At 42.4% G+C, this 18,331-nt stretch carries 20 protein-coding genes; 18 read left to right on the plus strand and 2 right to left on the minus strand.

Translation table 11 applies throughout. The features are described 5' to 3' along the window. Positions 1–29: 29 nt before the first annotated feature. From J7E32_RS09385 to J7E32_RS09410, 6 genes are all read left to right on the plus strand, one after another. Complete coding sequence (locus tag J7E32_RS09385; protein ID WP_214906696.1) at positions 30–536, plus strand: QcrA and Rieske domain-containing protein; 507 nt, start codon at positions 30–32, stop codon at positions 534–536. 3 nt (positions 537–539) lie between these two features. Then, positions 540–1,214: a menaquinol-cytochrome c reductase cytochrome b subunit gene (gene qcrB, locus J7E32_RS09390; RefSeq protein WP_214906698.1), complete on the plus strand. Its 675-nt coding sequence runs from the start codon at positions 540–542 to the stop codon at positions 1,212–1,214. A gap of 68 nt (positions 1,215–1,282) precedes the next feature. Then, positions 1,283–2,041 (plus strand): menaquinol-cytochrome c reductase cytochrome b/c subunit, encoded by a 759-nt coding sequence (locus J7E32_RS09395; protein WP_214906700.1) that lies wholly within the window; start codon positions 1,283–1,285, stop codon positions 2,039–2,041. Between the two features lie 255 nt (positions 2,042–2,296). Continuing rightward, on the plus strand, positions 2,297–2,893 hold the full coding sequence (lhaT, locus tag J7E32_RS09400) for a lipoprotein heptaprenylglyceryl N-acetyltransferase LhaT (protein WP_214906730.1): 597 nt from the start codon (positions 2,297–2,299) through the stop codon (positions 2,891–2,893). Between the two features lie 75 nt (positions 2,894–2,968). Continuing rightward, positions 2,969–3,766, plus strand: a complete 798-nt coding sequence (gene ypjB / locus J7E32_RS09405; RefSeq protein ID WP_214906702.1) for a sporulation protein YpjB — start codon at positions 2,969–2,971, stop codon at positions 3,764–3,766. A gap of 61 nt (positions 3,767–3,827) precedes the next feature. Beyond that, positions 3,828–4,505, plus strand: coding sequence for a zinc metallopeptidase (locus tag J7E32_RS09410; protein WP_214906704.1), 678 nt, complete (start codon positions 3,828–3,830; stop codon positions 4,503–4,505). Between the two features lie 31 nt (positions 4,506–4,536). Here J7E32_RS09410 and J7E32_RS09415 read toward each other — a convergent pair whose 3' ends face one another. Then, a complete protein-coding gene (locus J7E32_RS09415; RefSeq protein WP_214906706.1) occupies positions 4,537–5,409 on the minus strand; it encodes a YitT family protein in 873 nt (290 codons plus the stop codon). A gap of 290 nt (positions 5,410–5,699) precedes the next feature. Between J7E32_RS09415 and J7E32_RS09420 the strand changes: the two genes are divergently transcribed. From J7E32_RS09420 to J7E32_RS09475, 12 genes are all read left to right on the plus strand, one after another. After that, positions 5,700–6,014, plus strand: coding sequence for a nucleotide pyrophosphohydrolase (locus J7E32_RS09420; protein WP_041964555.1), 315 nt, complete (start codon positions 5,700–5,702; stop codon positions 6,012–6,014). A 14-nt stretch (positions 6,015–6,028) separates the two neighbouring features. After that, positions 6,029–6,829, plus strand: coding sequence for a 4-hydroxy-tetrahydrodipicolinate reductase (dapB, locus tag J7E32_RS09425; RefSeq protein WP_214906708.1), 801 nt, complete (start codon positions 6,029–6,031; stop codon positions 6,827–6,829). 10 nt (positions 6,830–6,839) lie between these two features. Further along, positions 6,840–7,271, plus strand: coding sequence for a methylglyoxal synthase (gene mgsA / locus J7E32_RS09430; RefSeq protein WP_214906710.1), 432 nt, complete (start codon positions 6,840–6,842; stop codon positions 7,269–7,271). Continuing rightward, complete coding sequence (gene bshB1, locus J7E32_RS09435) at positions 7,252–7,968, plus strand: bacillithiol biosynthesis deacetylase BshB1 (RefSeq protein ID WP_483297601.1); 717 nt, start codon at positions 7,252–7,254, stop codon at positions 7,966–7,968. The genes mgsA and bshB1 overlap by 20 nt, the downstream gene beginning before the upstream one ends. Further along, positions 7,965–9,104 (plus strand): N-acetyl-alpha-D-glucosaminyl L-malate synthase BshA, encoded by a 1,140-nt coding sequence (gene bshA / locus J7E32_RS09440; protein ID WP_214906712.1) that lies wholly within the window; start codon positions 7,965–7,967, stop codon positions 9,102–9,104. The genes bshB1 and bshA overlap by 4 nt, the downstream gene beginning before the upstream one ends. Then, a complete protein-coding gene (locus tag J7E32_RS09445; RefSeq protein WP_286182955.1) occupies positions 9,101–10,309 on the plus strand; it encodes a CCA tRNA nucleotidyltransferase in 1,209 nt (402 codons plus the stop codon). The genes bshA and J7E32_RS09445 overlap by 4 nt, the downstream gene beginning before the upstream one ends. Continuing rightward, positions 10,270–11,265 carry a biotin--[acetyl-CoA-carboxylase] ligase gene (locus J7E32_RS09450; protein WP_214906714.1) on the plus strand — a complete coding sequence of 332 codons (996 nt, stop codon included), beginning with the start codon at positions 10,270–10,272 and terminating at the stop codon, positions 11,263–11,265. Before J7E32_RS09445 ends, J7E32_RS09450 begins: the two co-directional genes overlap by 40 nt. A 243-nt stretch (positions 11,266–11,508) precedes the next feature. Continuing rightward, positions 11,509–12,345 (plus strand): 3-methyl-2-oxobutanoate hydroxymethyltransferase, encoded by an 837-nt coding sequence (panB, locus tag J7E32_RS09455; protein WP_214906716.1) that lies wholly within the window; start codon positions 11,509–11,511, stop codon positions 12,343–12,345. Beyond that, the gene (gene panC, locus J7E32_RS09460) at positions 12,342–13,196 is read left to right on the plus strand and encodes a pantoate--beta-alanine ligase (RefSeq protein ID WP_214906718.1); all 855 of its coding nucleotides are present in this window, start codon (positions 12,342–12,344) and stop codon (positions 13,194–13,196) included. The genes panB and panC overlap by 4 nt, the downstream gene beginning before the upstream one ends. 23 nt (positions 13,197–13,219) lie before the next feature. Beyond that, entirely contained in the window at positions 13,220–13,606 is a 387-nt protein-coding gene (panD, locus tag J7E32_RS09465; RefSeq protein ID WP_214906720.1) for an aspartate 1-decarboxylase, read from the plus strand. Positions 13,607–13,999: 393 nt separating this feature from the next. Further along, positions 14,000–16,795, plus strand: coding sequence for an ATP-dependent DNA helicase DinG (dinG, locus tag J7E32_RS09470; RefSeq protein ID WP_214906722.1), 2,796 nt, complete (start codon positions 14,000–14,002; stop codon positions 16,793–16,795). A 296-nt stretch (positions 16,796–17,091) separates the two neighbouring features. Continuing rightward, positions 17,092–17,922: a ComEC/Rec2 family competence protein gene (locus J7E32_RS09475; RefSeq protein WP_214906724.1), complete on the plus strand. Its 831-nt coding sequence runs from the start codon at positions 17,092–17,094 to the stop codon at positions 17,920–17,922. Positions 17,923–17,995: 73 nt separating this feature from the next. Here J7E32_RS09475 and J7E32_RS09480 read toward each other — a convergent pair whose 3' ends face one another. Next, a complete protein-coding gene (locus J7E32_RS09480; protein ID WP_214906726.1) occupies positions 17,996–18,220 on the minus strand; it encodes a hypothetical protein in 225 nt (74 codons plus the stop codon). Positions 18,221–18,331: the final 111 nt, after the last annotated feature.

Raw genomic sequence — 18,331 nt, forward strand, 5'->3', positions numbered from 1 at the left:
CTTAACTTGGGAATAGAGGGGGGAATAGCGTGAGTAAGCATCGAGTTTCAAGACGTCAATTCTTAAACTATACTCTAACAGGTGTAGGCGGTTTCATGGCTGCAGGGATGCTGATGCCAATGGTCCGATTTGCCGTTGATCCTGTACTTAAGGGTGAAGATGCGGGAGATTTTATCGCGACTCCATTGAAAATCGCAGATATTACAAATGAACCGCAAAAAGTAAACTTTAGCTTCACACAAAAAGATGCGTGGTATGAATCTGAAGAAACTGGAACTGCTTGGGTATTCAAGAACGAAGGCGGGGAGATTATTGCCCTGTCACCAGTGTGTAAGCACCTTGGTTGTGTTGTAGACTGGAATACTGATAAGCAAAATGAAAACAGATTTTTCTGTCCTTGCCACTACGGCCTTTACGAAAAGGATGGAACAAACGTAAAGGGCACACCGCCGTTGGCACCATTGGATGTATATCCAACAAAAGAAAAAGACGGGTTCCTTTATGTAGGAAAAGCCGAACCACGAAAGGGGGCGTAATCTTTGTTAAACAAAATTTACGATTGGGTAGATGAGCGTTTAGATATTACGCCTTTGTGGCGCGATATCGCAGACCATGAGGTTCCTGAGCACGTTAACCCGGCGCATCACTTTTCTGCGTTCGTGTATTGCTTTGGCGGTCTGACGTTTTTCATCACTGTCATTCAGATTCTTTCCGGAATGTTCCTGACAATGTATTATGTGCCGGACATCAAGAATGCATGGGAATCTGTTTATTATCTTCAAAACCAGGTAGCGTTTGGACAAATTGTCCGCGGTATGCATCACTGGGGAGCGAGTCTTGTCATCGTTATGATGTTCTTACATACGCTTCGCGTGTTCTTCCAGGGCGCTTATAAGAAACCTCGTGAATTGAACTGGGTTGTCGGAGTATTAATTTTCTTCGTAATGTTAGCTCTTGGATTGACTGGATACTTGCTTCCATGGGATATGAAAGCATTATTCGCAACAAAGGTTACATTGCAGATTGCAGATGCTGTCCCATTGATTGGGCCATACATTAAAATATTGCTTTCTGGACACTCAACGATCGTTGGTGCTCAAACCTTGACACGTTTCTTCGCGATTCACGTATTCTTCCTGCCTGCTGCATTATTAGGCTTAATGGGAGCTCACTTCCTGATGATTCGTAAGCAAGGTATTTCTGGTCCATTGTAAAATTCGAATGAAAAGATTGTGCGAATTGAGTTTCGCCCAATGATACGGAAAAAGGAGGGGATTGCTCGATGCATCGTGGTAAAGGTATGAAGTTCGTGGGTGACTCACGTGTCCCTGCAGAACGTAAGCCTAATATTCCGAAGGACTACTCGGAATACCCTGGCAAAACGGAAGCGTTTTGGCCTAACTTCCTGTTAAAGGAATGGATGGTTGGTGCGGTCTTCCTAATCGGATACTTGAGCTTGACAATAGCTCACCCATCTCCGCTTGAGAGGATTGCCGATCCTACAGATACAGCGTATATTCCATTGCCAGACTGGTATTTCTTATTCTTATATCAATTGCTTAAATATTCTTATGCTTCTGGTCCATATACCGTAATTGGGGCTATGGTTATCCCAGGACTTGCATTCGGTGCCTTATTGCTTGCGCCATTTATAGACCGCGGACCAGAACGCCGTCCATCAAAGCGTCCGCTTGCGACTGCTTTTATGCTTTTGTCGCTTGCTTCAGTTTTCTACCTTACTTGGGAATCTGTTGCCCATCATGACTGGGAAGCAGCTAAGAAGCAGGGACAGATTGTGGATGTCGAAATCGACAAGAACTCTGATGGATACAAACTTGCACAGGCGCAAACTTGTACTTCCTGCCATGGCGGCGAACTAGCCAGTGGTGCTACAGCGCCAAGTTTGTTAGATACAAAAATGAATGCTGAAGAAATTGCTGATGTTGCCAAGAATGGTAAAGGAAACATGCCTGCAGTCTTCAAAGGAACCGACGAGGAACTTCAGACTCTTGCTGAATTCATCGACGGTCTTAGCGAGTAATATGTCAAAGAACCTGTAAGGAAACTTGCAGGTTCTTTTTTGTGCTTATCCAGCAGTTTACATGCTGGACCTTGAACGTACATATGCAAATGTGTTTTTGCAAGATAACCACTCCACAGGGAAGGGAAAATGAAAATCATTAAAGTGAAAACTTTTGAATAACACCTCTGTAAAATCAGGCAAGGAAAACTTGGCTTATTTTCTATAAACTGTAATAATAGTGATAGAAAACTTGGATTGGAGATCGTCAAAATGATTAAAATATTATACCCTTTACTTGGGAATAGAACTGTATTATGGCTGTTATTTTGGGTGAATGTTTTGGGGACTGCTTACGGGTATTATTGGTACAAGTGGCAGCTTGTCGATACGCCACCGCAATTTCTTCTTTTCGTACCGGATAGCCCGACTGCAAGCTTGTTCTTCGTCTTCGTTTTAGGGGCATTCCTGATGGGGAAAAACTGGGCGCTTATGGAAGCATTGGCTATCGTTAGCCTGGTCAAGTATGGCCTTTGGGCGGTAGTGATGAATTTAATGGTATTCTTTGTTTCTGGTCAGCTTGATTGGATTGGTCTTATGCTGATGGCATCCCATTTTGCGATGGCGGTGGAAGGAGTCTTATATGCTCCTTTTTATCGAATAAAACCATGGCATTTGATTGTAGCTGCAGTTGTACTTCTTCATAATGAAATCATTGATTATGTTTTTGAAATGATGCCAAGGTACCATACACTAGATTTGTATATGGACCAGATCGGGTACTTTACATTTTGGTTAAGTATGTTCTCAATCGCCGTTGGCTATTACTTCGCCCTTAGGCCAGACCGATTCACACTTTCACTAAAAAGGTAAAGATAACCCCTGAATTTTGGTCTAACCTTGTCCACCTTCTCATACATTTTAATAGTATTTAGAGGGGGGACAGGAATGAGAGCAAAATATCTTATATTCATTTCGGTGCTTTTTTTATTGATTGCGCCGTTTGCAGCATACGCAGAAACACAGTCGCCTGTTGAAGAGCTGGACAATATATCAGACCAAGCACTGCAGATGGTGAAGCTGCACCGTTATGATGATGCTAACAGATTGCTGAATCATTTTTCAGAAGAATTCTTGCTGGTAACAGGAGATGGACGGCCATTCACTATGGATGAACTGCGGATTATTACTGTAGCACATGATGAAGCAGTTGAGGCGGTAGCAAACGCAGATCTGGGACATGCTGAAAGGATGAACAGAGTTACAAAGTTCAGGCTTATAATTGACGCAATTGCTTCTACACACCAGCCATTATGGACAGAGATGGAAGGGCCCATCATGACTGTTTTCAATGATATGAAGACTGCTGCGTATGAGGGAGACAATGACCAATTTCATGCGAACCTTAATTCATTCCTTTCTTTATACAATGTGATATATCCCAGCCTGAAGATTGACATCAACCCGGAAAGAGTCCAGAAAGTTGATGCTAGAGTCAGCTTTATCGATCAGTACCGCCCTCAGGTATTGCAAGAGGCTTCCAGCCAGGAAGAACTTGAAGGGCTTGAGTCGGACTTGCAAAACATCTTTGACGAAATGACGGAGGATGAAGCAGACCCATCTCTGTGGTGGGTAATGATTTCTACTGGAAGTATCATCATCCTTACATTGTCCTACGTAGGCTGGAGAAAATATAAAGGCGATCATGATAAAAAGAAAAATGTCCAAAAAGAACATAAGAATTGACACCTTATTCTAGTATTTATAAAATAGTGATAACATCATGAGATGTAAGGGGAGGTACTAGATGTCTATAATAATCTATTTTGCGTTAATTATTTTGATCCCGCTATGGGCTCAATTGAAGGTAAAAGGGGCATACAAGAAATATTCGCAGGTGGCTTCTTCGTCCCATATGACGGGTGCAGAGGTGGCTCGTAAAATTCTTGATGATAACGGTTTGTACAATGTTGGTGTCGAAGAAACCAGAGGTTATTTAAGTGACCACTACGACCCTCGTTCAAAGGTTGTACGTTTGTCTTCAGATAACTTTTTTGGCCATTCAGTCGCAGCCGCTGCAATTGCTGCTCACGAAGTAGGCCATGCAATTCAGGATGCTGAGGACTATTCCTTCCTTAGATTCCGCCATGCGCTTGTTCCAGTGGCAAGCTTGGGTTCAAACTTTTCCTGGATTCTGATCCTGATTGGGATTTTTGCTCAATTAAGCGGATTGCTTTTACTAGGTATCCTGTTCATGGCTTCGGCTGTTGTATTCCAATTGGTAACTTTGCCGGTTGAATTCAATGCATCGAACCGTGCAATGGAACAGGTGGTTTCAGCTGGGATCATTAGGAATGATGAAGAAAGAGAAACGAAGAAAGTATTGAATGCCGCAGCTTTGACCTATGTAGCTGCAGCTGCTGTTGCGGTACTTGAACTGGTGCGTTTAGTAATGATTTACACAGGCATGACGAGTGAAGAATAAAAAAAAATCCGGACATATCCGGATTTTTTTTTTATCTTTCCAAAGGAAGTTTATTTTCATCAAGCGTAAATCCTTCACCCAGTACATCGTGGACTACTGTGACCGAAACAAATGCATGTGGGTCTACTGAATTAATGACACTTTTCAATCGGACGATTTCATTCTTGGCGACCACGCAGTATAAAACATCTCTTTCTGATTTAGTATAAGAGCCTATAGCTTTTAGGCTGGTGACCCCGCGGTCCATTTCCTTCATGATTTTGGCTGCGATATCCTCGTTTTTCTCTGAGATGATCATAGCTCCTCTGGCAGCGTATGAACCTTCCTGCATAAAATCGATCACCCTTGCCCCTACAAAGACGACGACAAGAGTATACATGGCCTCCCTGTAATCCAAATATGTAATAAGTGAAAGTGTTATGACGCCAAAGTCAAACATGAACATTGTCCGTCCCATTGTCCACCCGAAATACTTCTGTGCAAGTCTGGCGATTATATCGACTCCGCCCGTCGTTCCTCCGTAACGGAATATGATACCAAGACCAATACCAATGAACACACCTGCAAATAAGGCCGCTAAAAACAAGTCTTCATATAATGGCATCTCGATTTGATATTTTTGGAATATGCCAAGAAAAATAGAGACGGCTACTGTGCCTATGATTGTATAAATAAAGACACTCCGGCCAAGCAGCTTCCAGCCTATGAAAAAGAGCGGCAAGTTCAATAATAAGTTAGTAATGGAAGGAGACCACCCAAATACGAAGTAAAGCAAAAGGGTAATTCCGGTGAAACCACCTTCTGCGAGGTTATTCTGCATATTGAAATGAACAAGGCCGAATGAGAAAATAGCCGCACCGAGTAAAATGAAAAAGATGTTTTTGATTTTTAAGCTGTTAAGCACAATTAATGCCTCCTAATTAGTACGACTAAAATTACCTGATAAAGCGCTTATATTATATAAAATATAACCAACAAGGGCAATCTTTTACAGGAGGGGCATAAAGAGTCGCAATTTTCTATGTTTCAAGTCCTGAATTGTGATGAGGATATTAGCTTAAAAAGCTTTATTAGTGATTGCCTATAATTAGTTTGAAATAAAAATATTTGTCAAAGTACCTCCATTAAGCTAACATCGATATAGATAAACATACATAAAAAGGTTGGGTGAGTTTCTTGAGTGGAAAAAAAACGATGAAAGAACTCCAGCAGGAAGTGGATACCTATATAAGCCAATTTAAAGAAGGTTACTTTAGTCCGCTTGCACTGACTGCACGCATGACCGAGGAACTCGGGGAGCTGGCTCGTGAGGTCAACCATTATTACGGCGAAAAGCCAAAGAAGAACGATGAAAAAGAAAAGACAATTGAAGAAGAGCTTGGAGATATGCTTTTTGTGATGATTTGTTTTGCCAACTCTTTAAATATAGACCTGGAAGAAGCACATAACATGGTTATGGAAAAGTTCAATACAAGGGACAAAGACCGCTGGACGAGAAAAGACAGCTAAAGGAGACTAAATATATGGATAAAGTAAAGATTGTTATTGCAGGACCAAGAGGAAGAATGGGTAAAGAGGCTGTCAATCTGGTGGTCGGTACGGATACATATGAACTCGCAGGAGTAGTTGACAGAAAATATGAAGGAATGAAGATTGGGGAGCTCGAGGGCTTTCCAGAGAGTGATGCCTTAATTTATACGGATTTCGAGAAATGTCTCCAGGATGTTGAGCCAGATGTTCTGATTGACCTGACAACACCTGAAGTAGGCATGTTCCATACAAAGACCGCATTGAAATATAAAGTTCGTCCAGTGGTAGGTACTACAGGGTTCAGTAAGGAGGATCTTGAAGAACTTGAACAGCTGTGCGCAGAACAGGAAACAGGCTGTATCATCGCTCCAAACTTTGCAGTCGGGGCCGTTTTGATGATGAAATTCTCGCAAATGGCTGCCAAGTATTTCAATGATGTTGAAATCATTGAGCTGCACCACGACCAGAAGCTCGATGCGCCTTCTGGTACAGCAGTAAAAACAGCACAAATGATATCTGATGTACGTGAACCGAAAACACAGGGACATACTGACGAAAAGGAAACAATTCAAGGTGCCCGAGGTGCGGATTATGAAGGTATGCACATACATTCAGTAAGGCTTCCTGGACTGATTGCCCACCAGCAGGTTTTATTCGGTGCTGACGGACAGACATTGACCATCCGCCATGATTCTTACAATCGAAGCTCCTTTATGTCTGGAGTCAAGCTTGCAGTGGATACAGTCATGAAAATGGATGCTTTTGTTTACGGATTAGAGAATATCATAGAATAGGGGAGAAACCATGAACATTGCCTTAATTGCACATGATAAAAAGAAAGATGATCTGGTGGGTTTCGCTGTCGCTTATAAGGAGATTTTTGAAGAGCATACGATATTTGCAACAGGGACAACAGGGTTGAGGATCATTGAAGCAACGGGTTTGGAAGTGACAAGGTTTCAATCGGGTCCTCTTGGCGGTGACCAGGAGATTGGCGCACGGATCGCCAATAACCTTATAGATGCGGTGTTTTTTTTCAGGGATCCATTGACTGCTCAGCCGCATGAACCTGATGTGACTGCTCTCGTTAGCTTATGTGATGTATATTCTGTTCCGCTGGCGACCAATATGGGAACAGCTGAGATTCTTGTAAAAGGAATTGAAAGAGGAGATCTTGATTGGCGAAATATAGTGAAAGAAGAAACTGGTGATGAAAATGGAAGCAATGAAGCTTGATATACTGGCGTTTGGTGCCCATGCTGATGATGTTGAAATCGGAATGGGCGGGACAATCGCAAAATTTGCTGCTGAAGGAAAATCTATCGGGATTTGTGATTTGACAAAAGCAGAGATGTCTTCAAACGGAACAGTAGAGATCAGGAGCCGTGAAGCAAAAGAAGCGGCCGGCATTCTTGGAGTGAAGATGAGGGAAGAACTGGACTTGCCGGACAGAGGCTTATTTTTAAAGGAAGAATACATAAGGAAAATTGTTAGAGTGATCAGGCGGAATACTCCGGATATAGTTTTTGCACCCTATTTTGATGACCGTCATCCTGACCATGGCAGCTGTGCACGCCTTGTTGAGGAGGCGGTCTTTTCGGCAGCAGTAAGAAAATATGATGAAGACGGCGGACTAAAGCCACACAGGGCAAAAGCTTTATATTTTTATATGATCAATGGGTTCCATAAACCAGATTTTCTAGTTGATGTATCGGATTATATCCATCTTAAAATCAATGCCCTGAATGCTTATGAAAGCCAATTCATGAAAGGGGCAGGCACTTTTGACACCCCGCTTGTGAACGGCTACATTGAAACAGTTGAAGCACGAGAGAAATTATTCGGCAAGGAAGCCGGCGTTGCATATGCTGAAGGCTTTATGTCCAAAAAACCATTGTTAATCCACAAGGATTTGTTAGGGGAAGGAAAATGAAGAAACTTAAAATAGGCATCACTTGCTACCCGACTGTAGGTGGTTCCGGTGTTGTCGCAACTGAACTAGGCAAGCTGCTGGCGGAAAAAGGTCATGAGATTCACTTCATTTCCTCGAGCCTTCCCTTTCGCCTGAAAAAAATGTACCGAAATATTTATTCTCATGAGGTTGAGGTCAATCAATATTCAGTCTTTCAATACCCACCATATGATATTGCTTTGGCCAGCAAGATTGCAGAAGTCGCAGTTTTGGAAAATTTAGATGTACTTCACGTCCATTATGCCATTCCTCATGCTGTATGTGCTATACTGGCTCGCCAGATGAGCGGGAGGGATCTGAAGATTGTCACAACGCTTCACGGTACAGATATTACTGTACTTGGATACGATCTGTCACTCACTGATGCCATACGGTTCGGGATTGAAAAATCGGATTACGTTACAGCGGTGTCCAATTCGCTTATCCAGCAGACTTATGACTTGATCAAACCCGATAAGGAAATTGGCTGTGTGTACAACTTCATTGACACTCGTATCAATAAACGGACAGATTCCTCACAACTAAGGAAGGAATATGGAATCCTTCCTGAAGAAAAAGTGGTCATCCATGTATCCAATTTCCGCCCTGTTAAAAGAGTTCAGGATGTAATCAAAACATTCGCGGGCATCGCAGAAAAAATGCCGGCCAAGCTCTTGCTTGTTGGAGATGGACCAGAAATGAAAAATGTATGCAATCTCGCCAGTGAGCTGGGGATTCGCGACAAAGTCCTGCTCCTTGGAAAACAGGAGAGGGTAGAGGAACTATACTCATTAAGTGATTTGATGCTTCTTCTCTCAGAAAAGGAAAGCTTCGGATTGGTAGCACTAGAAGCAATGGCTTGCGGGGTACCATGTATCGGTACAAATGTAGGAGGGATTCCGGAAGTTATTGTGGACGGAGAGACTGGTTACATATGCGAATTAGGAAATATCGAAGAGATAACGGAAAAAGCTGTTGATATACTTTCAAGCCCTGAAAGCCACAAGCGTTTTGCTGAGAAATCGGTAGAAAGGGCAGAAAAAAGCTTCAGTGCTGAACAAATCGTATCTGAATACGAAAGCATCTACTATAATATCGTTGGGCAGGATCAACAATGATAGGCCAGCCTTTCATGCAGGCAGTGCCTGTCCTTAAATTAATAGAGAATGCGGGGTATGAAGCATATTTTGTCGGCGGCTCTGTCAGGGATCATATCCTCGGCCGTGAAATATCCGATGTTGATATCGCAACCTCAGCGTTACCTGAAGAGTTAAAACGGATCTTCCCTAAAACCACTGATGTGGGAATTGAACATGGAACAATTCTCGCCCATTATAAAGGCGAACATTATGAAATAACGACATTCCGTTCGGAAGAAAACTACACAGATTTCCGCAGGCCAGATAAGGTTTCTTTCATTCGGTCATTAAATGAGGATCTGCAGCGTCGTGATTTCACTATGAACGCAATGGCTATGGACAAAGAAGGGAATATTATCGATCCCTTTGCGGGCAAAGAAGCGATAAACAAAAAAGAAATTGTGACAGTAGGCAATCCCGATGAACGTTTCGGTGAAGATGCATTGAGGATGCTTAGGGCTGTTAGATTCCAGTCGCAATTATCTTTTTCGATCGGAAAACAGACTTTAGAATCGCTTACTAATTACTGTCACCTGCTGGAGAACATAGCGGTGGAACGCAAAACTGTTGAATTTGAAAAATTGCTTAAGGGGCCTGGCCGGAGCGAAGCAGTCCAGTTGCTGGGGAATAGTGGCATGATTCAATTTTTGCCAGGATTGAAAGGTCATTGCGATGAAGTAATACGCTTTTCAAGACATCTAAAAGAGGATTTCCAATTGCAGGAATCATGGGTCCTGCTGGTGTTTGAATTAGGTTTGAAAGATAAAAAAATTGAAGATTTTCTTAGAGAGTGGAAGCTTCCAGTCCAAAGGATTAAACGAATTAAACAAATTCATGCGCTGTTATTGCATCGACTTGAAAATGAATGGGACCTGGAAGCGGTTTATAAAGCAGGGTTGGAAAATGCAATTAGCGCTGAAATAGTGTTTGCGTCCCTGCAAGATATTGTTGGCAGCACCGATGAAATCAGGGAATTGCATGAGCGGCTTCCGATCAAGCATCGAAAAGAATTGAACGTAACTGGGAATGATGTTATGGGTTGGTTGGATAAACAGCCTGGTCCCTGGCTGCGCGAATTTCTCGAGGAAATCGAACGTTCTGTCATCTATGGCATCGTGCCAAATGAGAAGGAGAAAATAAAGGAATGGCTGAACGCGTCCAATCTGAGATCAGAAAAAAATTGATCGATGCCTTTACGAGGAATGAAACTGAATATCTATCAGGCCAACATCTGGCTGACATTGCGGGCTGCACACGTACGGCGGTGTGGAAGCATATCGAGGAGCTTCGCAAAGAAGGCTTTGAATTTGAGGCGGTCAGAAGAAAAGGATACAAAATTATTTCAATCCCTGACAATATGTCTGCAGATAAAATAACCCTTGGTTTAAACACAAAATTTCTTGGCAGGAATTTGCACTATCATGACAGCGTAGAATCCACTCAAAAAATTGCATATAAACTAGCTTATGATAATGCTGATGAGGGAACTGTGGTGATTGCCGAAGAGCAAACTGCGGGAAGAGGAAGGATGGACCGCAAATGGCATTCTCCCAAATATTCAGGAATATGGATGAGCATCATCCTCAGGCCGAAGATTCCTATCCCGAAGGCTCCGCAGCTGACTTTGATCACTGCGGTCGGCGTTGTGCAGGCAATAGAGGAAGTAACAGGCTTATTGCCTGAAATAAAATGGCCGAATGATATTCTCATCAACGATAAGAAAATTACTGGTATTCTTACCGAGCTCCAGGCTGAATCAGATCGGATTAATTCGATCATCATTGGAATCGGCATCAATGTCAATACAGGCATTGAAGATTTTCCTGAAGATATCCGGACAATCGCTTCGTCGCTCGCCATTGAATCTGAAAAAATCATAGACAGGGAAAAGTTGATCAGGACGATACTTGAAAAATTAGAAAAATTGTATTTACTTTATCTCGAAAAAGGCTTTTTTCCGATAAAGCTCATGTGGGAAAGCTACGCTATAAGCATCGGTAAACAGATCACTGCAAGGACCCTGACTGGAGAGATCAAAGGGAAAGCCACCGGGATTACTGAAGACGGAGTTCTTTTGATTGAGGATTCAGCAGGGGAAATTCATAACATATATTCCGCGGATATCCATATTGAAGGTTAATTCAGTAATGTAGCCAAAAAAGCAGTCATTTGCTATAATCAATCTGGGCGGTATCGAGAGAACTGCACCTTGTTGATTTAAATAATAAAAAAATAGTTCTGCCTGGATCCGGTAGCGGACTGGGACAGAGGGATGAAACAAGTACAGGCTTCAAAGGGTCCTTCTGGCATAGATGGGCCCTTTTTTAGTGTCTGGCATTGATGGATTGTTTTATCTCCTCTTCAGAAAAAGGGAGGAACGAAAATGAAACAAACAACTGATTTCTTGAAAATGAAGCAAACAGGCAACAAGATCGTCATGGTGACAGCCTATGATTATCCTTCAGCCAAGCATGCAGAACAGGCTGAGGCTGATATGATCCTCGTTGGTGATTCCCTTGGAATGGTCGTGCTCGGTTATGACTCGACTATACCAGTGACCATGGAGGACATGATCCACCATTCGAAAGCTGTTAAGCGAGGAGCAGGCAATACATTCATTGTTGTCGATTTGCCATTTATGAGTTATCATCTGTCAATCAAGGACACTCTTATAAACAGTGCGAGAATCATGCAGGAAACAGGGGCGAATGCTGTCAAATTAGAGGGTGCTGATGAGGTCCTTGACCATATAAACGCACTGACTAAGGCAGGAGTTCCTGTAGTAGCGCATCTTGGTCTCACTCCGCAGTCTGTCGGGGTAATCGGTGGATATAAAGTACAGGGGAAGAGCGCCGATGCGGCAAAAAAACTGATTGATGACGCAAAAAAATGCGAAGAGGCAGGCGCCTTTGCTGTTGTGCTTGAATGCGTTCCTAAACAGCTTGCTGAACAGGTCAGCCAGTCCCTCACAATCCCGACGATAGGGATCGGGGCTGGAGCGGAGGTTGACGGACAGGTACTTGTATACCACGATATCATCACATATGGTGTGGACAGGGTACCAAAATTCGTGAAACAATATACCAATGTAAATGAATTGATCTCTTCCGGGCTCAGTGCCTATGTTTCAGAAGTAAGACATAAGGCTTTCCCGGAAGATAAACATAGCTTTACTATGAAAGAAGAAGAATTGAAGGCATTGTACGGGGGAAAAGAATGAAAATCATTAGAACAATCACCGAGATGCAGGAACAGATGCAAAAATTAATATCTGAAGGTAAATCCCTTGGATATGTGCCAACGATGGGGTTCCTGCATGAAGGCCATATATCATTGATGAAGAGGGCGCGTACGGAGAATGATGTTGTTGTCCTGAGCATTTTCGTGAACCCGCTCCAATTTGGTCCTACAGAGGACCTGGATGCCTATCCACGTGATTTTGAACGCGACCATAAAATTGCGGAGGAACAGGGAGTCGATTATATTTTCTATCCTTCTGCTGAAGAAATGTATCCAGATAATGCTTCGGTAAAAGTATCTGTTGTTGACCGGACAGATGTCCTTTGCGGCAAATCAAGGCCTGGGCATTTTGATGGTGTAGCAACTGTCTTAATCAAGCTGTTTAATATCATCCAGCCTGCGAGGGCATATTTTGGCCTCAAGGATGCCCAGCAGGTCGCAGTGGTCGATGGCCTGATCAAGGATTTCAATTTTCCGATCGAATTGATTCCAGTTGAAACAGTACGTGAAGAAGATGGGCTTGCGAAAAGTTCGAGAAATGTCTATTTAAGCGAAGAAGAAAGACAGCAGGCAATTGAACTTAACAGCAGTCTGGAGATGGCAAGACGCGCCATTGAGAGAGGCGAAAGAAATCCGGATGAAATTGCTGGAATGATGAGACATCATATCCATGAGAAAACGACAGGTAAAGTTGATTATGTAGAGATCTATTCCTACCCAGAGCTGGAGGAATTGGATACTTTGAAGGGGAAAGTCATCATTGCCCTTGCGGTGAAATTCTCGAAAGCAAGACTGATTGACAATACCATCATAGATTTAGAGGTAAAATAACTTATATAGGGGGATTATATTCCATGTTCCGCACCATGATGAATGCTAAAATACATCGAGCTAGAGTAACTGAAGCCAATTTGAACTATGTCGGCAGCATCACAATTGACAGCGATATTCTGGACGCAGTTGGTATGGTTGCCAATGAAAAGGTCCAAATCGTCAATAATAATAATGGCGCGCGTTTTGAAACTTATATAATTGCGGGGGAAAGAGGGAGCGGAGTAGTGTGCCTGAATGGTGCCGCAGCCCGTCTAGTCCATGAGGGGGATGTTGTAATCATCATTTCCTATGCACTTGTCCCTGAAGAGAAGGTTCCGTCCCACCAGCCGAAAGTAGCGTTGATGGATGAGAATAACCGTATAGTAGAAATGCTTCATGCTGAACCTGAAAGAACGGTATTCCTATAAAACAAGAAAACTCCCGTACTGTCGGGAGTTTTTTCATATCGTTACTTTGTAAACTCTTTTCCATGTCCTTAAAGGGAAATTGGTGAGATTTTCAGAAATCATCCAAGAAGAATTACATACAGCGGGATGACAGGATTTTTTGCCTGGCAAGGTTGAAAAGTAAAATCTAATTGTATTTGATTTGGTCATAATAGGACTACACTGTTAGATAGGGACTTTGAATGTGGATGCATAACGTTCCATTGGAAGCTATTGACCATTAAATTGAATGTCCAGAGGGAAAAAGTGTACCAATGGATGCTGTGGGATATCGCTAAGACACTATCCCGCTTTCACTTTCACAATTTTTATGATACGTTTTTGTTTGACTGAATGTTAGAGGTGTATTGAAGAATGAGCCAAAAATTTGTGGTTGTAGATTTAGAAACAACGGGCAATTCCCCTAAAAAGGGTGACCGTATTATACAATTTGGAGCAGTGATCATTGAGGATGGCAAGATTACTGGCCGGTTTTCCTCGCTTGTCAATCCATTGCAGGAGATCCCTGCATTCATTGAAGAGCTGACAGGAATTTCTGATTCGATGGTAAAGGATGCTCCATTATTTGAAGAGATCGCTCCGCAGGTTTCTGATATGCTTGAAGATGCTTATTTTGTGGCTCATAATGTTTTATTTGATCTTTCCTTTTTACAAGAAGAATTATTAAATTCAGGTCAGGAAGGATTTTATGGTCCTGTTATAGATACTGTGGAAATGGCAAGAATTCTGTATCCGACTGCTGACAGTTATAAACTGACTGATTTGGCAGCAAGGGAGGGTTTGCATCATGACCGCCCTCACCAGGCAGATAGTGATGCCCAAGTGACTGCAGAGTTGCTCCTGATCATGCTTAAGGATATAAAAGCGCTGCCCATGGTCACAGTCAAGGAACTGGCAAAGCTTTCGGAGGGACTTAAGAGTGACCTTCACTTAATTTTTGATGAAGTTTTGAGTGTGAAGGAGAGCAGTCTGGAGATTTTACCTGAACATCTTGAGGTTTACCGTGGGATTGCCTTGAAAAAGAGAGCGGTGATCCGCAAAATGAACCAAGGTGCTATTGCGTATCCTGAATCAGTGGAGAAAAAGATGTCTTTACTCCAAAAGGCATTTTCAGGCTATGAGATCAGGCATGGACAGTTCGAGATGATGGACTGCGTTCGTGAAGCATTCTCAAAAGATGGCCATGCTTTGATCGAAGCGGGAACGGGTGTAGGAAAGTCCCTTGGTTATTTGATTCCAGCAGCAATTTTTTCATTGGAGAGTAATAATCCGGTAGTAATCAGTACCTACACAACACAGCTTCAGGAACAGCTTTTATTCAATGACATCCCAAAACTGGGACAGGTTTTGGGAACAACCATAAATGCATCGTTGATTAAAGGCAGGAACAACTATATAAGCATGGCCCGGTTTGAGCATTCCCTGAGGGAGGTAGAGGAGAATTACGATACAGCCCTTACAAAAATGCAGATCCTTGTTTGGCTTACGCAAACAGAAACGGGAGACTATGATGAACTCAATTTGTCTAGTGGGGGCATGCTCTTCTGGAGTAAAGTGAAAAATGAACGCGCGCTTTTCCTCAAGACGAAGCACTGGGAGGATTATGATTTTTATCAAAGGGCAATCGAAAAAGCCCATAATGCGGATATTTTGATCACTAACCATTCAATGCTTCTGGCTGACCTTGTTTCAGAGAAGGGTCCGCTTCCGGCTTATGACTATGTTGTACTTGATGAAGGTCATCAATTCGAAAAGGCCGCAGGAAAGTATTTTGGCAAGTCACTGGATTATCTGGCTGTCAGGCTAGTGCTTAATCAGCTTGGTTTATATGACCAAAACCAGTTGTTCTATAAGTTGGAGACAGTCCTTAACAATAATAACGGCGACTTGGGAAGCAGCAGGCTACATACGTTTGAAATCAATCAGTTGATATCTGATTTGGTATATGAAGCAGAAGAACTGTTCAAGCTTGCAGGAACTTATGCAAGAAAAGCGCTGAGGAATAAATCGTATGGAAGCAAATTGAATGCAAGCATGGTTCCGGACAGAGATAACCGGATATGGACTGCATTGAAAACAACCGCAGAAAGATTTTATTTTCACTTAAAGGATTTAATCACCGCTTTGGAAGGAAGGCTGGATGAGGCGGGAAAAAGCCCTCATCGCTATACAGGCGTGCAGCAATCAATCCTTGAAGAGGTTGTTTCGATTACAGAAGATTTGGAAAAAATCCGGATTACGGCTCGAACCCTTTTTATGGACGAAAGCGGTTATGTGAGATGGATTGAGGCAGATACGAGGGCTTTGCAAAATTCAACAACAATTTTTTCCCGCCCTGTTTATGTATCAGATTATTTGGCTGAACAATTTTTTGCGAAAAAAAGAAGTGTAGTTGTTACATCAGCAACTCTCTCTGTTAATAATTCCTTCACGTTTATCAAAAAGGAATTGGGACTGCGAACTATACTGATGGAAAAGCAAATTCCATCGCCATTTTCCTATGAGTCTCAGGTCAAGCTCATTGTGCCTGATGACTTGCCGGATATTAAGTCTGTATCTAATGATGACTATGTCGCGGCCATTACGGAACATATCATCTCGATTGCAGAAGCAACTAAAGGCCGGATGCTGATTTTGTTCACATCGCATGAGATGTTGAAAAAGGCTTATGAATTAATAAAGGAGAGCGGCCTCCTTGAAGAGTTTATTTTGATAGCCCAGGGGATTACTGCAGGCAGCAGGACAAGACTGACAAGGAACTTCAAACGGTTCGATAAAGCGATTCTATTCGGGACCAGCAGTTTCTGGGAAGGTGTTGATATTCCGGGTGAGGATCTATCATGCTTGATAATCGTGAGACTTCCATTCACACCACCAGATGAACCTATAACAGCTGCAAAGTGTGCTTTGATCAAGGAAAACGGTGGCAGCCCATTCTCTGAATTGTCCCTCCCTGAAGCCGTCCTGAGATTTAAACAAGGGTTTGGAAGACTAATCCGTACATCCAACGATAGAGGCCTGATTCTAATCTTTGACCGCAGGCTTGTTACCACATCATACGGAAGTGCCTTTTTACAATCGGTACCTGACGTTCCGGTGGAAAAAGGATCCATAACAGAAATAGTCGATATGATTCATGATTGGCTTTAGTACTGTTACGCGAAAGGCCAACTTTGAACATATTTTTTTACGCTCTTTTCTCAAACTTTGTTGCTATTGAAAACAAAATTGAATTGAATCACCTATATCCCTTCCTAAAGTTGACGCTTCTTATGAGAAAAGAGCATGCAAACTTAGTACCGACCTGCAAAACGGCTTATTATTACGTTAAAATCGGCTTTAGGATTTTAACAACAATCTATACGAAAACAGCGTTTTTAAAAAAGCTTTTTATAATTTCAGCTAAATGACGCACTCTAAAGCTAGAAGTAATTGGAGGAGTGTACATGAAGCTGTTATTGGCAATTCTGGCATTTATGAATTGGTATTATTTCCCGTATGAATCTCCTTCTGCTCCCGTTGAGGTTGAAGGTGTAGATGTCAATCTGAAAAGAAACGAATTGGCTTTCACATTCTTAGCATTAAGCGATGGAGAGGCAGCACTGATTCAGCATGCTAATGGCGAGAATATACTTGTGAATACTGGTGGCAGTGGCACAATCAAAGAGCTTGAGCGGCTGCTTGCTCTTTTCCATGTGAATGATTTATCGACAATTATTTTGACTGCGAATGCCGGCCAGGAAAACCTTGATCAATTAATCCAGAAATATAATGTCCGCAGGATATTTACAGGGAAAGCTGGTAATCAGGTTCTGGCAGGAGCCTCAATCCCGACTGAAGTGAAAATCCAAAGCTGGAAGCAGGGAGAATTGTTAAAGCTAATGCCAGGATTGACTGCAGAAGTCATTTTCGATGGCAGTGAAGAGAACGAAGGCACAGATATTTCTTTTCAATTTTTTCATCATCAAATTTTTTATATTAGTTCAGCTAGTCATGCTTCTGAACAAGCATTTCTTGCAGAACCTTTGAAGAATGTCAATATTGTCAAATTGCCGTTTTTTGCTGCAAAAGGATCTTTTTCAGATTTGCTGATCGAGCATCTTGATCCTCAGCTAGCAGTAATCTTCAAATCAAATTCAGTTAAACCTGATCCGGATTTAGTGGAGATGCTGAATGAAGCCTGGATTGATGTTTATTTCACAAAGCAGCATGGTACTGTTACAATTAAGCTTACCGATTCAACCTATGATGTCATTACAATCTTGAGTGAAGAGTAATCATTAATTGAATGGAGGTACCGAAATCATAAAAAGGGCTAAAGAAAAACTGCGCATATTCTGCGCAGCCATTTTAGTTATGTAAGAAATAAAATAGCACTTTGAGAATTGTCCAGCTACAGCGCCTAGCCCCTCGAGTCGCTTGTCTAGTTTCGCCTCCTAGAAACTCCGAAACTTCAACTCCGCCGGCAGAAGCAAAAAGCGCTTCTTTGTCGGAGTCTCCAGTTTCTGCGTTTCTGGGCAGTCGGCTATACTTTTCGATTTCGGTCCTGCCAATGAAGTCAAAGAACGACTTCACTGTCAGGCCCTCCAGCGCTTGTCGGGGCTGACCAAGGCGCTTGCGCTTTTTGTTAAAATAACTTGATTTTTCAGAAATTTCACTCTAAAATAGAACTAACATACCAACCGG

This window comes from Bacillus sp. ISL-55 (genome assembly GCF_018613155.1).
GTDB lineage: Bacteria > Bacillota > Bacilli > Bacillales > Cytobacillaceae > Mesobacillus.

Coding starts and splice junctions, on each gene's coding strand:
- J7E32_RS09395 (WP_214906700.1), top strand. CDS start 1,283: ATGCATCGTGGTAAAGGTATGAAGTTCGTGGGTGACTCACGTGTCCCT.
- ypjB (WP_214906702.1), top strand. CDS start 2,969: ATGAGAGCAAAATATCTTATATTCATTTCGGTGCTTTTTTTATTGATT.
- J7E32_RS09410 (WP_214906704.1), top strand. CDS start 3,828: ATGTCTATAATAATCTATTTTGCGTTAATTATTTTGATCCCGCTATGG.
- J7E32_RS09420 (WP_041964555.1), top strand. CDS start 5,700: ATGAAAGAACTCCAGCAGGAAGTGGATACCTATATAAGCCAATTTAAA.
- dapB (WP_214906708.1), top strand. CDS start 6,029: ATGGATAAAGTAAAGATTGTTATTGCAGGACCAAGAGGAAGAATGGGT.
- mgsA (WP_214906710.1), top strand. CDS start 6,840: ATGAACATTGCCTTAATTGCACATGATAAAAAGAAAGATGATCTGGTG.
- bshB1 (WP_483297601.1), top strand. CDS start 7,252: ATGGAAGCAATGAAGCTTGATATACTGGCGTTTGGTGCCCATGCTGAT.
- bshA (WP_214906712.1), top strand. CDS start 7,965: ATGAAGAAACTTAAAATAGGCATCACTTGCTACCCGACTGTAGGTGGT.
- J7E32_RS09445 (WP_286182955.1), top strand. CDS start 9,101: ATGATAGGCCAGCCTTTCATGCAGGCAGTGCCTGTCCTTAAATTAATA.
- J7E32_RS09450 (WP_214906714.1), top strand. CDS start 10,270: ATGGCTGAACGCGTCCAATCTGAGATCAGAAAAAAATTGATCGATGCC.
- panB (WP_214906716.1), top strand. CDS start 11,509: ATGAAACAAACAACTGATTTCTTGAAAATGAAGCAAACAGGCAACAAG.
- panC (WP_214906718.1), top strand. CDS start 12,342: ATGAAAATCATTAGAACAATCACCGAGATGCAGGAACAGATGCAAAAA.
- panD (WP_214906720.1), top strand. CDS start 13,220: ATGTTCCGCACCATGATGAATGCTAAAATACATCGAGCTAGAGTAACT.
- dinG (WP_214906722.1), top strand. CDS start 14,000: ATGAGCCAAAAATTTGTGGTTGTAGATTTAGAAACAACGGGCAATTCC.
- J7E32_RS09475 (WP_214906724.1), top strand. CDS start 17,092: ATGAAGCTGTTATTGGCAATTCTGGCATTTATGAATTGGTATTATTTC.